This is a genomic window from Pseudomonas sp. GT1P32 (assembly GCF_054897805.1).
In genome coordinates this window covers 4,611,466-4,625,556 of sequence record NZ_CM142704.1, presented here as the reverse complement: position 1 = coordinate 4,625,556, position 14,091 = coordinate 4,611,466, and the positions used below count along the sequence as shown (strand labels likewise).

The following is a 14,091-nucleotide window of genomic DNA, read 5'->3' as shown; positions in this document are numbered from 1 at the left end:
CAATGCCAATTCGTGTCGACCTGCTCGCCTTAGAGCCCAATGTGCCTGGCCGGGCCTGCCTTACTGTAAAGAAATGGCAGGGTGGCGAAGAACAGCTGGAATTCTCCATTCAGCGTAACCAGGACGGTTTCTACCTCCAGGATCAACAGGCCTGGAGCAACAACCCGTTCTGGTTCAAGGTTTCGCGCTTCACTGTCGCCGCCAGTGGCGACGCCCTTGAAGCCCAGATCGGCCCGGAAGTGGTCGACCCGCTGCTGGAAGGCAGCGCCAACTCGCAATTCCAGATCGAACTGCGCGAGCGGAGCCTGGGGCATGCCGACAAAGGCGTGGTCCGGCCAGGCGTCGGGCTGTTGCCGTCCACGGCGGGTGGCCAGACGCGCTCGACATACGGCGGCGCAGATTTGACCGCACCGGCTGCACCGGCACCTGAGATTCCGGAAATCCCGGAACTGCCGGAATTGACCTTGCACACCGCCGAGCCAGAAATCGAACTGGAATCGGTGCCCAACGAACGCGAATACATGCCGGCTCCGCCACCGGCGAAGAAGAGCAACAAAGGCCTGCTCGGCCTCGCGCTTGTGCTGGTATTGCTGCTGGCGGCAGCGGCCGGGTTCTGGTTCTACAAACGCACTCCCGCGCCTGCCCCGACTGTCGCGGCGGCCGCACCGGCCGGTGCCGACGCACAAGCCTGCACGCTGGAAAGCATGAACAGCCTGCCCGAGCTGACCTTCGTCCAGACCTGCATCAAGGCGGCACCTGACAGCGCCAAGCTGCTGGAAATCATCAACGAAGCCAAGGCCGGCAAACACTGCGGTGTCGCCCAGCGCCTGTACGCCAACCGTGCCCAGGCCGGTGACGCACTGATCGCCAACGCCTATGCCCGCGAGTACGACCCGAAATACCTGAAGGCCAGCGAGTGCTTCCCGGTAGCGGATAACGCCACCGCGGCCTACTGGTACGAAACGATCCTCACCCAGGACCCGAACAACGCCGAAGCCAAGCAGCGTTTCGAGGAGTTGCAGAAGTGATGCGTTCGCCCGTGAGTCGTTTCCTGCTGAGCAGCGCCGCACTGTTGGCGCTGTGCATCAGCCCGTTGTCCCAGGCTGATGACAAACCACTGATCCAGGCCGGTAAAAAGACCTTGTTCCAACGTGTGCTGACCACCCCGGGCTGCAAGATCAGCTCGACGGCGGGCGGTGCGGCAGGCGAGGCGCAACCGGTGTTCAGCCGTTTCTACGTGTACGAACGCGCCCAGGCGGCGAACGCCGAATGGCTAAAAGTCGGCCCCGACAGTTACGGCAAAACCATTGGCTGGCTGCCTGCAAGCTGCACCACCGACTGGAAAATGCAGCTGACCCTGGCCTTCACCAACCCGGCCAACCGCGACCGGCTGCTGTTCTTCAAGGAACGCGCCACGGTCGAAGGCATTCTCAATGCACCGGACCCGGTGAGCAAAGTCGCCCCGCTGCGCGCCACGTTGAAAAAGGGCAAGCAAGCACCCGGCGTGCTGGCCGAAGAACCTGAATACTTCGTCGACCTGCAAAAGCAGTTCTACCTGTTGCCCGTGCTCAGCGGCGAAGAAGTCATGACCGAAGCGGGCTTTCGCACGCGCCTGCTCAATGTCGCATCGGTCAGCAAGCCCGACGAAAAAGACACCAAGGGCGCGGCCGGCAAAAATGCGTCCGGCGGCAAAGAGGCCGAAGACAAGGCCGCCAGCCAACTGAAGGAATTCAGCGCGGCGGTGGTGTTTGTCATCGACTCGACGATTTCGATGGACCCGTACATCGACCGTACCCGCGAAGCGATTCGCAAGGTTTATCAGCAGATCGAATCGCAGAACCTCGGCAAGCAGGTCAAGTTCGGCATGGTGGCTTTCCGTTCCAATACCCAGGCGGTGCCGGGCCTGGAATACACCACCAAGATGTACGCCGACCCTACCAAGGTGAAAGACAGCGCCGACTTTTTCGCCAAGATCGCCGACCTCAAACAGGCCTCCGTGTCGAGCAGCAGCTTCGATGAGGATGCCTTTGCCGGCGTCATGGAGAGTATCGACAAGGTCGACTGGAGCCAATTCGGTGCGCGCTACGTGGTGTTGATCACCGACGCGGGCGCCATCGAAGGTGACGACAAACTGTCGAAGACCGGTTTGAGCGCTGCACAGGTGCGCATTGAAGCGGCCAACCCGGGCGTGGCGATTTACACCTTGCACTTGAAAACCCCGGCCGGGGTCAAGGATCACGCCAAGGCCGAAGCGCAGTACCAGAACCTGTCGACTTACCCGGGCACCAACACCTCGCTGTACTACCCGGTGAATGCGGGTGATGTGCAGGAGTTCGGGCGCAAGGTCGACGCACTGGCCACCGCGATCACTACACAGGTGAAAGCCGCCTACATGGGCGAAGATGCCATCGGCAGCGCGGCGAACGCCAAGCAGGACCCGGCCGAGAAGAAAATGCTCGAGGACGCCGCACTGATCGGCCACGCCATGCAACTGGCCTATCTGGGCGAGAAGAACAACAGCAAGTCCCCGCCGGTGTTCAAGGCGTGGATCACCGACCGTGACCTGATCAAGCAGAACATCCCGACCACCGACGTGCGGGTGTTGCTGACCAAGTCCCAGCTCAGCGATTTGAGCGACGTGATGAAGAAGATTCTCGACGCTGCCAACGAAGGCCTGATTTCGCCGACGGAAATGTTCGACCGCCTGCGCTCGGTGGCCGCGACCATGGGCGCCGATCCGAACCAGCTCAAGCAGAACAGCAACGCCAAACTGGCGGACATGGGCGTGCTCGGCGAGTACCTCGAAGACCTGCCGTACCAGAGCGAAGTGCTGAACCTGGATGAAGAGACCTGGAAGAGCTGGGACGGTCTGGCGCAGGAGAAATTCATCCGTACGCTCAACACCAAACTGCGGCACTACCAGCGTTACAACGCTGACGTCGACCGTTGGGTGGCGTTAGCCAAGGACAGCGATGCGCGGGACAACGTGTACCCGGTGCCTCTGGAAATGATGCCTTAACGAGACGCCCATGCTCGATATCAGGAACCTGCTGGTGCGCCGTGGTGAAGGCGCGCTGGCCCATCACGTGCGCCTGCCGCACTTGCAGATCGGCGCCGGGGAAATCCTCGCCATTACCGGCGAGAGCGGCAGCGGCAAAAGCACATTGCTTGAGGCCATCGGCCTGCTGCTGGCACCGGTCGAGCTTGAACGCTTTCGCCTGGGCGCAAAGCAGGATCAGGACATCGCCCGATTGCTTGCCACGGATGATCAACCGGCTTTGGCGGCGGTGCGTTCGCGGCATCTGGGGTTCATTTTGCAAAGTGGCGGCCTGCTGCCGTTTCTGAGCGTGCGCGACAACATCAGCCTGCCGCGCCGTTTGCTTGGCATGTCGACACACAGCGCGCACATCGACCACGCGGTTGAGGTGTTGCGCCTGCAAGGACTGCTGGATAAAAAGCCGCAGGCGCTGTCGATCGGCGAACGCCAGCGCGTGGCCTGCGTTCGCGCCATTGCCCATGAACCGCTGCTGCTGTTGGCGGACGAACCGACCGCCGCGCTCGACCCGCACAGCGCCCGACGCCTGTTTGAATTGCTGCTGAGCCTGGTGTCGAGCATGGGCCTGAGTGCGCTCGTGGTGTCCCATGACTGGGCCTTGTTGAAGGATTTCGGCTTGCCGCGACTCGGCGCTATCAGCCGTCAGGGGGAGACTCTGTTTGAACCGATGGACTGACCGACTGCGCCTGCTGGGCACGCTGGCCCTGCAAGACCTGTGGCACGACCGCAAGGTGTCGCTGTGCATTGCCGCGTCATTGGTGGCGGTGATCGCGCCGTTGCTGCTGCTGTTCGGCCTCAAGCACGGGGTGGTCAGCCAGTTGCAGGACGAACTGCTGCGCGACCCGCGTAACCTTGAAGTGAAGATGCTCAGCAACGGCAACTACGACAGTGCCTGGATCGAGCGTCTGCGCCAGCGTCCCGAGACCGGCTTTGCCCTCGGCCAGACCCGTTCGCTCAACACCCAGGCGGATTTGCTGATCGGCATGCAACGCTTCGTCGAAGGCGCGGAAATCATCGCCACCGAACCCGGCGACCCGCAACTGAACCTGCCGCAACTCAACCCCACCGGCGATCAAGTGATCCTCAGTGCCAGCGCCGCGCAACGCTTGCAAGCCAAGGTCGGCGATCGCGTGCAACTGCGCGTGCTGCGCCGTCTGGAAGGCGTGAATGAGCGCGGCGAGATGACATTGAGCGTGCTGGCGATTCTCGATGGCGCCCGTTTCGGCCGCGCTGCCGGGTTTGTCGCCCCGCCGTTGCTGCTGGACCTGGAGCGCTTTCGCGATGGCTATCAGGTCAGTACGTTCGGCATCACCACTGGCAAACCTCTGGGTGATCTGCAACCGCTGTATGCCCGCGCTCGCGTGTATGCACGCGACATTGACCAAGTGGCGCCGCTGGAGCGCTGGCTCAACGAACAACACATCGAAACCTCGAGCCGACTGGCCGACATCGACAACGTCAAAGCCATCAACCATGTGCTGGGGGTGATCTTCGGTGTTATTGCCCTGGCGGCATTGATTGGCTGTGTGGCGTCGATGGTCGGCGCGTTCCTGGCCAACATCGACCGCAAGCGCAAAAGCCTCGCGGTCCTGCGCCTGCTGGGGTTCAAGCGCACGGCGGTCGCCGGTTTCGTGGTCGTGCAAGCGCTGTTGCTGAGCCTGGCCGGCTACCTCGGCGGATTGGGGTTTTACGCTGCCGGCAGTCATCTGTTCGACTACTTGCTCGGCAGCAGCCAGGCCACCGGCACCTTTGTCTGCCACATCACACTCTGGCATGGCCTCGCCGCCCTGCTTCTGACCTTTCTGGTCGCTACACTGGTGGCCGTGATCGGCGCCGTGCGCGCCATCAGCATCCAACCTGCGGAGAGTCTGCGTGAGCTATAAACGTTTTGGCTTGCTGTTGCCCCTGAGCCTGGGCTACTTGCTCGACGCTTCGGCGGCGGGCTGGGAAGAGAAGTATTACAACCCGATGCCCGAAGCCAGCGACGTCGTGCTGCCGATGCCGTGCGAAGGCTCGATGGTGTTTCGCAAAGTATTCATTCCGGTCACCGGACCGCTCGACGACTACCCGATCAACATCGGTCAGGACGGCGCGGAATACGGCTATGTCGAACAGACTCGACCGACGTTTATCGCCGGCAGTTTCACCGGCGCCAAGAACGACAAATCCCGCTACTACCTGATGGCCAAGTACGAGATGAGTCAGTTGCAGTACGCCGCCCTGACCGACGAAACCTGCCCCACCGCCGCGACCAAGATGCGCCTGCCGCAAGTGGCCGTGAGCTGGGTGCAAGCCGTCGAAGCGGCTGACAAGTACAACCTGTGGCTGCGCAAGAACGCCGCCGGCAAGCTGCCGAAAGAAGACGGCGCGCTGGGCTTCCTGCGTTTGCCAACGGAAGTCGAGTGGGAGTTCGCCGCGCGCGGTGGCCTGGAAGTCGGTGCGGCGGAATTCCGTGATACACGCTACCCGATGCCCGACGGCATCAACGCTTACGAGTGGTTTGCCGGGGCACAATCGTCCAACGGCAAACTGCAGTTGTCCGGCCTGCAAAAGCCCAACCCGCTGGGCCTTCACGACATGCTCGGCAACGTCGACGAAATGATGTTCGAGCCGTTTCGCCTGAACAAACTCGACCGTCAGCATGGTCAGGCCGGTGGCTACGTCGTGCGGGGCGGCAATTACCTGACCGCCCAGGCTGACCTGCGCACCGCGTTGCGCAAGGAAGAGCCGTACTACAACGCCGAAGGCCAGGTAAAAAACAAAACCACCGGCCTGCGCCTGGTATTGGTCTCGCCGACCCTGACCTCTCGCGAACGCGTGGCCAGCATCGAAAGCAGCTGGAAGAAACTCGGCACCGGCAGCAAGGAAACCGAATCCGCCGACAAAGGCACGGTTCAGTCGCTGAACACGCTGGCCTCGGGTGTTGAAGATAAAGCGCTGAAGGAAAAACTCCAGGCCCTGGAAAACCAGCTGCGCGCCAGCAACCAGCAGCAGGAAGAAACCCGCGACCAGGCGATTCGCGCCAGCCTCAATCTGGGTGCGTTCCTGTGCACCAAGATGCTCGACGACGGCCAGTACGTGGATTTCCTGCAGAAAAACTACAAACTCAATTGCGAAGCCGCCGAAAAAGACGCCAGTTGTGACATGCGCAAGGGCAAGCTCGACGAGCAGAAGGATCGCCTGCACAAACTCAGCCGTTATTACGCCAGCAGCCTGGTGGAGTCGGCGACGTTGTACGGTCAGCCGCTGCTCGAGGCACAGGTTCCGGTGATGGAAGAAATCATCACCCGCAACAAACAGCTTCAGGACCTCAAACCGTACTTGCGCACGCACTGGGCGAATCAGAAGACCTTCCTGCAAAAACAGAAGATCGACACTGACGCCTGGCTGACCAGCTGCAAGACCGTCACTCAATAACATGCCAACACCGTCATCTAGGAGTTTCACCATGTCGCGCAGCCTTTGGACTCGCTTCAAGCTACAGATCGCATTCGTCGTTGCCGGCAGCCTGTTGCTGACTGGTTGCGCCAACACCGGCAGTTCGATGCTCGGCGGCAGCGACGGTGCAGACCCGCGCCTGACCCAGGGCAATGACGCAGAGTTCTTCAGCAAGTCCGGTTACCAGGCCTGCGCCGTCGGCGCCGGTGTCGGCATCCTCGGCTGCGCGCTGTCCAACAGCAGCAACAAGGCCGTCTGCGCCATCGCCGCCGGTATTACCGCGTGTGGCGTGGCCATGGGCGCGAACTATTATCTGGATCAACGTCGCAGCGAATACGCCGACACCAACACCCGTCTGGCGAAGATGAACAGCGATGTCGAGCAAGACACGCGCAATGTGATTGCCCGCACCGAGACTGCTCAGCAGGTGATCAAGGATGACCAGGCGCGTATCGCCAGGATCAAACAGGACATCGCCAGCAAAAAGGTCGACAAGTCCAAAGCCCAGGTGCAAATCGCCGAGATCGACAACAACATCGCAATCTTGCGTAAAGACCTCAGCAACATGCGCAACAAAGTCACCGAGTACCGCAAAGTGGCCGATGCCGAACGCGCCCAAGGCTCCAGCGCCGAGATGAAGCAGGTGGATGTGAGCATTTTGAAAATGAACGAGAAAGTCGCTGCCTTGCAAAAGGAAGTCGACGGTCTCTACAGCCAGCGCTCCGCAATTACTCTGGGTTAATCACATGACGTTACGACAGCTGGCGGTCCTGACCGCCGTCCTCGCTTTGAGCGGTTGCGCGACCCAGCCAGGCGAATGCGATGCGACCAATCGCGACAGCAGCATGCTGACCAAGATGAACTGCGACTACTCTGGTGGTTACAGCGATCAGGTCAAACAAAAGGAACAGGCCCTGGCCGAGTCCCGCCAGCAAAACGCGATGTTCCGTCAGGTGTACGAGAACATTCAGGCCCAGCAGCTCAGCACCAAAACCGATTTGGCCAGCCAGCAGAAGTCCCAGGCTGAACTGAACCAGTCGCTGAGCAAGTTGCTGACCTCGCTGAAGGCGCGCCATGGCAACGAAAGCCAGGTGCAAAAGCAGATCGCCGGGCTCGAACAGCAGCTCAAGGACTCGCAGACTGCACCGGTGGCCAAGCCTTCAAAGGCGGCCCTGGCCGCCAAGCAGGAACAACTGAAGGCGCTGCAGAAAAAGGTCAATCAACTGCAATTCAGCCTCGGTTACGAAGAGTAACTTTTTACCCGCAGGCCTCCCGCCGGAGGCCTGCAGCCTTTTCAGGAATCGACGTCATGCAGCGGGTCATCAGGGATGCGCAAGCCACACCAGAGGGGATGAGTGCGCTGCAAGCCAAAGTAGCCCTCATCCAGAAACACTTTCCGCCGACCGTCTCCAGCCTCTTCGCCATCCCGCGAATGGGCAGCGGTGAGGTACTGGAATGGTGGACCGAACTGGGTGGCCAACCCACGCCCTATGCCGACCTCAACGAGGATGCTCAACGGCGATTGCTGGAAACCTATGAAGTGCGTCAGACGTCCCTTGGACAGTTGGCGGACGAACTGCAAAAACGCGGTCAGCCCACGGAAGCGGATGACCTGCGCAGCCTGCTCGGCGCTCCCGAGCTGGACAAACTCTACAGCCTCAACGGTGAGCCGTTGGTGGTGCGCTGGAACCAGCGCCCGCCAAAACCGGTGGTGCCGCCGGTGGTTCCGCTGGCTCCCGCGGCCGTCGCGCCGTCGCGCCGTGGATGGTGGATCGCCGCGGCATTGCTGGCATTGCTGTTGTTGCTCCTGGCGCTCTGGGCTTACTGGTGGTTAATGCACCGGGAAAAAGTTGTTCCGGTCGAACCGGTCGCCCCGGTGGTGACACCGATTGAGAAACCGGTTGTGCCTGTTCCCGAGCCGGTAGTGGAACCGGAGCCTGTAGTGGAACCGAAACCGGAACCCGTACCGGTTCCAGAACCGGTGCCGGTGCCCGCCCCCAAACCGGTCCCACCGCCAAAACCTGTGGTGGCCGCCCCGCCACCACCACCGCCACCACCGCCACCGCCGCCGGCACCGACGCTGGACAACTTCGCGTGCCGCAAAAAAGCGCCAAACGCCGAGATCCCGCAATTCGTGGTAGTGCTCGACACCTCGGGTTCGATGGATTTGAACATCAGGTCCGTGAAAGCCGACGAGGACTGGTTCTTCGGCAATGAGATGAACAAGTATCTGGACCCAAACCGCACCATGCAGATTTTCGCCAAACCCAGCCGCATGGACGTCGCCAAAGATTCGCTGGCCGGCATGATCAACGAGCTGGACCCGAAGATCGACACGCGCCTCATCACCTTCGCCGGCTGCGAACGCACACCGGACCAGGGCGTGTTCAGGTTTGGCGACCGGCCACGGCTGATCAACGGGATTCGAGGCCTGGTTCCCAACGACGGCACACCGCTGGCCGACAGCCTCGCTTACGCGGCAAGCACCGTCGACGGGCGTAATAACGATGCCGTGATCGTGATGTTCGTCGACGGTGAGGACGGCTGCCAGAAAGACGCTTGTGCGGTGTCTCGCCAAATCGCCAGGAACCAACCACGCCTGCGGGTCAACGTGGTGAAAATCGGTGCCGGCGGCCCGTCACGCTGCATTGCTGAAAACACCGGTGGCCGGGTTTACAACAGCACCAACGCGGCAGAACTGGCCAAGCAGTTGAAACTCGCAACCAAGGAAGTGTCGAGCAACGCCAAGTGTGATTGATTGGCAGATCTGAATATTGCGGTGCAGCCTTCGCGGGCAAGTCGGATCGCCGCACCGCTCGCTCCTACAGGGGTCAACGCTGAACCTGTAGGAGCGAGGCTTGCCCGCGAAAGCTATTTCAAAGGCGACTCAACGAAACCGGTCAACCTCTTGGCGCAATTCCGCCGCCAGGCTCTCCAGCTCTTTGGCGGTCACTGCCAGGTTCGACACCACTTCCCGCTGCTCGCTGTTCGCCAGCGCAATGCTTTGCAGGTTGCTGCTGAGCAGGGTCGCGGTGCTGCTCTGCTCCTGGGTCGCGGTGGTGATCGCGGCGAATTGCTCACCGGCGGAACGGCTTTGCTCATCGATCCGTGCCAGTGCCGAGGCGACATTGGCGTTACGCGACAAGCCTTCCTGCATCAGGACTTTGCCCTGTTCCATGGTGCTGATGGCGTTGCCGGTTTCCTGCTGGATGCTCTGAATCATCCCGGAAATTTCGTCGGTGGCCTGGCGAGTGCGTGAAGCCAAGTTGCGCACTTCATCGGCCACCACCGCAAAACCACGGCCCTGCTCACCGGCACGCGCCGCTTCGATGGCCGCGTTGAGCGCCAGCAGGTTGGTTTGCTCGGCAATCGAGGTGATCACCCCGACAATGCCACCGATTTCCTGAGAACGCTGGCCCAAGGTGTTGATCACCGTGGCGGTGCTGTTCAGCGCGCCAGCAATTTGCTCCAGAGACGAAGACGCTTCACCCATCGATGTACGACCGATCTGGGTTTGCTGTGCGTTTTCCTGCGCCAGACGCTGAGTGCTGCCCATGTTGTCGGCAATGTTCAACGAGGTGGCGCTGAATTCTTCCACGGCACCGGCCATGCTGGTGATTTCGCCGGACTGCTGCTCCATGCCTTCATAGGCACCGCCAGACAAACCGGACAAGGCCTGGGCACGGCTGTTGACCTCTTGCGAGGCCCGGCGGATGTGCTCGACCATCGTCGACAGCGCCTGACTCATCTGGTTGAAGGCGCGGGCCAACTGACCGATTTCATCGTTGCTCGACACGTTCAGGCGCACGCTCAGATCACCGGCGCCCAAGGCTTCGGCCTGCCGCACCAGATCGCCCAGCGGCGCGAGTTTGCTGCGCAGCAACCAAACGGCGGACCCCACAGCGATCAACATCGCCAGCAGGCTGCCAATCGCCAGTTGAATGCCGACACTCCAGGTCACCGCGCTGATTTCGTCTTGCGGCATGCTCGCCACGACCGACCACGGACCGCCGTCGAACGGCACGGCGACGCTGTAGAAGTCTTCGGAGGTGTCGCTCCAGAAATTGCCCTTGCCCGGCGTTTTCGCCAGTGCGGCGATGGCCGGGACGGCTTTATCCAGCGCTTGCACACCGGCAATCGGCACCAGCCATTTGCTCTGCTCGTCCAGCAGCGCCAACGAACCGGTCTGGCCAATGCGGAAGCGCTTGAGGTTGGCGAACTGCGCGTTCTGCGCGTCGGTGTAATCGAATCCTACGAACAGCACGGCAATCACCTTACCGGCGCTGTCGCGTACCGGGGTGTATTGCGTCATGTAGGAACGTTCGAAGAGCAAGGCGCGGCCGACATAGCTCTGGCCTGCCATCAGGCGTGCATAGGCCGGATTGGCATGATCCAGCAGCGTACCGATGGCGCGGTTGCCGTCCTGTTTACTGAGGGACGTGCTGACCCGAATGAAGTCCTCGCCACTGCGCACGAACACCGTCGCCACGCCTGCGGTCATTTGCTTGAACTCGTCCACTTCCTTGAAATTGTTGTTCAACACTTCGCCGCCCAGGTGCAGACCGGGAGTCTGCGTGCCCGCCACCGCCACCGGTTCGTCCGGGTGCACGCTCAGGCCCGCGTTGAAGCGCTTCTCAAACAGCCCGGCCAGACGCTGGGTACTTTCACGCAACGTGCCGTGGAACGTACTCAACTGGTCGGCCAGCAGCCGCGCCTCGCTGGCCAGGTGCTCCTCGCGGGTGGCGAGGTTGGCCGTATCCAGTGAACGCAGGGCAAACAGGGTACTGCCGCTGATGACAATCGCCAGGATAACGGCGAGCGCAAGGCCAAGCTGTGAAGCGATCCGGGCACGAGGTTGAGACATGACAGCTCCTGGCCGAGCGATCTGATCCTCCTTGATCGGCTACTCAGCAAAATTTCTAATAATGGGAATTACGTCGAACCTGCACGAAGGTTCCATCTGCAGATTTTCGGCGGCGAATCTGAATACTTGAGTAAATAGCCGGGATATGGCTCAAGGCCGCTATTTCGAGGGCTCTATCGATTCAGCACAAGTGTTCGACGTCCGGCAATTTCATTGCCCGCACTTCGCCTTGCAGGAAATCGCTGAGGCGGCGCAAACGTTCACCACCTGGGCGGGTTTTCGGCCAGACGAGGTAATAATTCTCACCACTGGCGACGGCGGTCGGCCACGGCAAACTCAGACGGCCCTGCGCCACATCTTCGGCCACCATCAGCAGATCGCCCATCGACACGCCATAACCCCGGGCGGCGGCAATCATGCCCAGCTCCAGCGTATCGAACACCTGCCCGCCCTTGAGCGACACCTGATCCGTCAGCCCCATGCGCTCCAGCCAGTTGCGCCAGTCACGCCGGTCCGGCGTCGGGTGCAGCAGTTCGGCATGGGCCAGGCGCGCGACGTCCCACGGTTGGTCCTTCAGAAGATTCGGTGCACCGACCGGAATCAGCTCCTCCGGGAACAGCAGGCTCGCCTCCCAGTCCGGCGGAAAATGCCCGTTGCTGAGGATCACGGCGCAGTCGAACGGCTCATGGTTGAAGTCCACCGAATCGACGTCCATCCAGGCGCTGGTCAGTTGCACTTCGTTGCCCGGTTGCAGGTGGCGGAAACGGCTGAGCCGCGCCAGCAGCCAGCGCATGGTCAGGGTCGACGGCGCTTTCATGCGCAGGATGTCATCTTCGGCGCGCAAGGTATTGCAGGCCCGCTCAAGGGCGGTGAAGCCTTCGCGAATGCCCGGCAGGATCAGCCGCGCCGACTCGGTCAGTTGCAAATTGCGCCCGCTGCGATGAAACAGCCGACAGGCAAAATGCTCTTCAAGCGTACGAATATGCCGACTGACCGCACTCTGCGTAATCGACAACTCTTCAGCGGCACGGGTAAACGAGCTATGCCGCGCCGCTGCTTCAAATGCGCGAAGGGCATACAAGGGAGGAAGACGACGAGACATGCGGAAAGCTCCTACAGCGCAATTTCGTCAACTTATCAGAAACTCCCCATGATGAGTTTTAATCATGCGATCCATCCTTTTTATCCCTTTGTGCAAACCCAGCAGAGCGCCGAGAATCGACGCTTTCCTGTTCTCTTTGATAATCGAGCGTGATGACCATGCAGCATCCTGCGCGTATTGAACTCTGGGCCATCCTGCGGCTGGCGGGGCCGTTGATTGCCTCGCAGTTGGCGCACATGCTGATGGTCCTCACCGACACCTTGATGATGGCGCGCCTGAGCCCCGAGGCATTGGCCGGCGGCGGACTCGGCGCAGCGACCTATTCGTTTGTGTCGATTTTTTGCATCGGCGTAATTGCGGCCGTCGGCACCCTGGTGGCGATCCGTCAGGGCGCGGGCGATATCGTTGGCGCCGCACGGCTGACCCAGGCCGGGTTGTGGCTGGCGTGGTTGATGGCCCTGGTGGCCGGGTTGCTGCTGTGGAACCTCAAACCGGTGTTGCTGATGTTCGGCCAGACTGAAACCAACGTTCAGGCCGCCGGGCAGTTCCTGTTGATTTTGCCGTTTGCCTTGCCCGGCTACCTGAGCTTCATGGCCCTGCGCGGTTTCACCAGCGCGATTGGCCGGGCGACGCCGGTGATGGTCATCAGCCTCGGCGGCACGGTGGCCAACTTCGTGCTCAATTATGCGTTGATCACCGGGATGTTCGGCTTGCCGAAAATGGGCCTGGTGGGCATCGGTCTGGTCACGGCGATCGTCGCCAACCTGATGGCCGTGGCGTTGGCGCTGCACATTCGACGGCACCCGGCGTACGACGCGTATCCATTGCGTCAGGGTTTGTCGCGGCCAAACCGGCAGTATCTGAAGGAGTTGTGGCGCCTGGGTCTGCCGATTGGCGGCACCTACGCAGTGGAAGTCGGGCTGTTTGCCTTCGCCGCGTTGTGCATGGGCACCATGGGCAGTACGCAACTGGGCGCGCATCAGATCGCGCTGCAGATCGTCTCAGTGGCGTTCATGATTCCGGCGGGGCTTTCTTATGCGATCACCATGCGTATCGGCCAGCATTACGGCGCCGGGCAGTTGCTGGACGCGCGGCTTGCCGGGCGGGTCGGGATCGCCTTTGGCGCGGCGGCGATGCTCGGTTTCGCGATGGTCTTCTGGCTGTTGCCGAATCAGTTGATCGGCCTGTTTCTGGACCACAACGACCCGGCCTTCCGCCCGGTCATCGAACTGGCGGTGAGCCTGCTGGCGGTAGCGGCGTGGTTCGAGCTGTTCGACGGCACGCAAACCATCGCCATGGGCTGTATTCGCGGGCTCAAGGACGCCAAGACCACGTTCCTGGTCGGGTTGGGTTGCTATTGGCTGATCGGCGCGCCTGCCGCGTGGTGGATGGCGTTCCATTTGCACTGGGGGCCGACGGGCGTCTGGTGGGGCTTGGCGTTGGGACTGGCGTGCGCGGCGGTGAGCCTGACGCTGGCGTTCGAGTGGAAGATGAAGCGGATGATTCGGCGGGAGCCGTCGTCAGCTCAGCGTTTCGAGATAGCCTAACCCTGTAGGAGCGAGGCTTGCCCGCGAAGGCGGTCTGTCAGACAGAAATGCTTATCTGACAGACCGCCTTCGCGGGCAAGCCTCG

At 61.4% G+C, this 14,091-nt stretch carries 11 protein-coding genes; 9 read left to right on the top strand and 2 right to left on the bottom strand.

Annotation, left to right across the window (positions count from 1 at the left end; all coding sequences use genetic code 11):
* The first annotated feature begins 2 nt into the window (after positions 1 to 2).
* The 8 genes from ACYZUC_RS21125 to ACYZUC_RS21090 are packed head-to-tail and all read left to right on the top strand — an operon-like array spanning position 3 to position 9,251.
* Entirely contained in the window at positions 3 to 1,028 is a 1,026-nt protein-coding gene (locus ACYZUC_RS21125; protein WP_461990147.1) for a hypothetical protein, read from the top strand.
* Positions 1,028 to 3,019: a vWA domain-containing protein gene (locus tag ACYZUC_RS21120; protein WP_461996741.1), complete on the top strand. Its 1,992-nt coding sequence runs from the start codon at positions 1,028 to 1,030 to the stop codon at positions 3,017 to 3,019. The genes ACYZUC_RS21125 and ACYZUC_RS21120 overlap by 1 nt, the downstream gene beginning before the upstream one ends.
* A gap of 10 nt (positions 3,020 to 3,029) precedes the next feature.
* Positions 3,030 to 3,731 carry an ABC transporter ATP-binding protein gene (locus ACYZUC_RS21115; protein ID WP_461990145.1) on the top strand — a complete coding sequence of 234 codons (702 nt, stop codon included), beginning with the start codon at positions 3,030 to 3,032 and terminating at the stop codon, positions 3,729 to 3,731.
* Complete coding sequence (locus tag ACYZUC_RS21110; RefSeq protein WP_461990143.1) at positions 3,715 to 4,938, top strand: ABC transporter permease; 1,224 nt, start codon at positions 3,715 to 3,717, stop codon at positions 4,936 to 4,938. Before ACYZUC_RS21115 ends, ACYZUC_RS21110 begins: the two co-directional genes overlap by 17 nt.
* Positions 4,928 to 6,472, top strand: a complete 1,545-nt coding sequence (locus ACYZUC_RS21105) for an SUMF1/EgtB/PvdO family nonheme iron enzyme (RefSeq protein ID WP_461990142.1) — start codon at positions 4,928 to 4,930, stop codon at positions 6,470 to 6,472. The genes ACYZUC_RS21110 and ACYZUC_RS21105 overlap by 11 nt, the downstream gene beginning before the upstream one ends.
* Before the next feature lie 31 nt (positions 6,473 to 6,503).
* Positions 6,504 to 7,235, top strand: a complete 732-nt coding sequence (locus tag ACYZUC_RS21100; RefSeq protein ID WP_461990141.1) for a zinc ribbon domain-containing protein — start codon at positions 6,504 to 6,506, stop codon at positions 7,233 to 7,235.
* Positions 7,236 to 7,239: 4 nt separating this feature from the next.
* Complete coding sequence (locus ACYZUC_RS21095; protein ID WP_461990139.1) at positions 7,240 to 7,746, top strand: hypothetical protein; 507 nt, start codon at positions 7,240 to 7,242, stop codon at positions 7,744 to 7,746.
* Between the two features lie 56 nt (positions 7,747 to 7,802).
* Positions 7,803 to 9,251, top strand: coding sequence for a vWA domain-containing protein (locus ACYZUC_RS21090; protein ID WP_461990138.1), 1,449 nt, complete (start codon positions 7,803 to 7,805; stop codon positions 9,249 to 9,251).
* Between the two features lie 129 nt (positions 9,252 to 9,380).
* Here the strand turns inward: ACYZUC_RS21090 and ACYZUC_RS21085 are convergent, their stop codons facing one another.
* Positions 9,381 to 11,357, bottom strand: coding sequence for a methyl-accepting chemotaxis protein (locus ACYZUC_RS21085; RefSeq protein ID WP_461990136.1), 1,977 nt, complete (start codon positions 11,355 to 11,357; stop codon positions 9,381 to 9,383).
* Between the two features lie 181 nt (positions 11,358 to 11,538).
* Positions 11,539 to 12,459: a LysR substrate-binding domain-containing protein gene (locus ACYZUC_RS21080; RefSeq protein WP_008030538.1), complete on the bottom strand. Its 921-nt coding sequence runs from the start codon at positions 12,457 to 12,459 to the stop codon at positions 11,539 to 11,541.
* Between the two features lie 158 nt (positions 12,460 to 12,617).
* Between ACYZUC_RS21080 and ACYZUC_RS21075 the strand changes: the two genes are divergently transcribed.
* Entirely contained in the window at positions 12,618 to 14,006 is a 1,389-nt protein-coding gene (locus ACYZUC_RS21075) for a NorM family multidrug efflux MATE transporter (RefSeq protein ID WP_461996740.1), read from the top strand.
* Positions 14,007 to 14,091 lie beyond the last annotated feature (85 nt).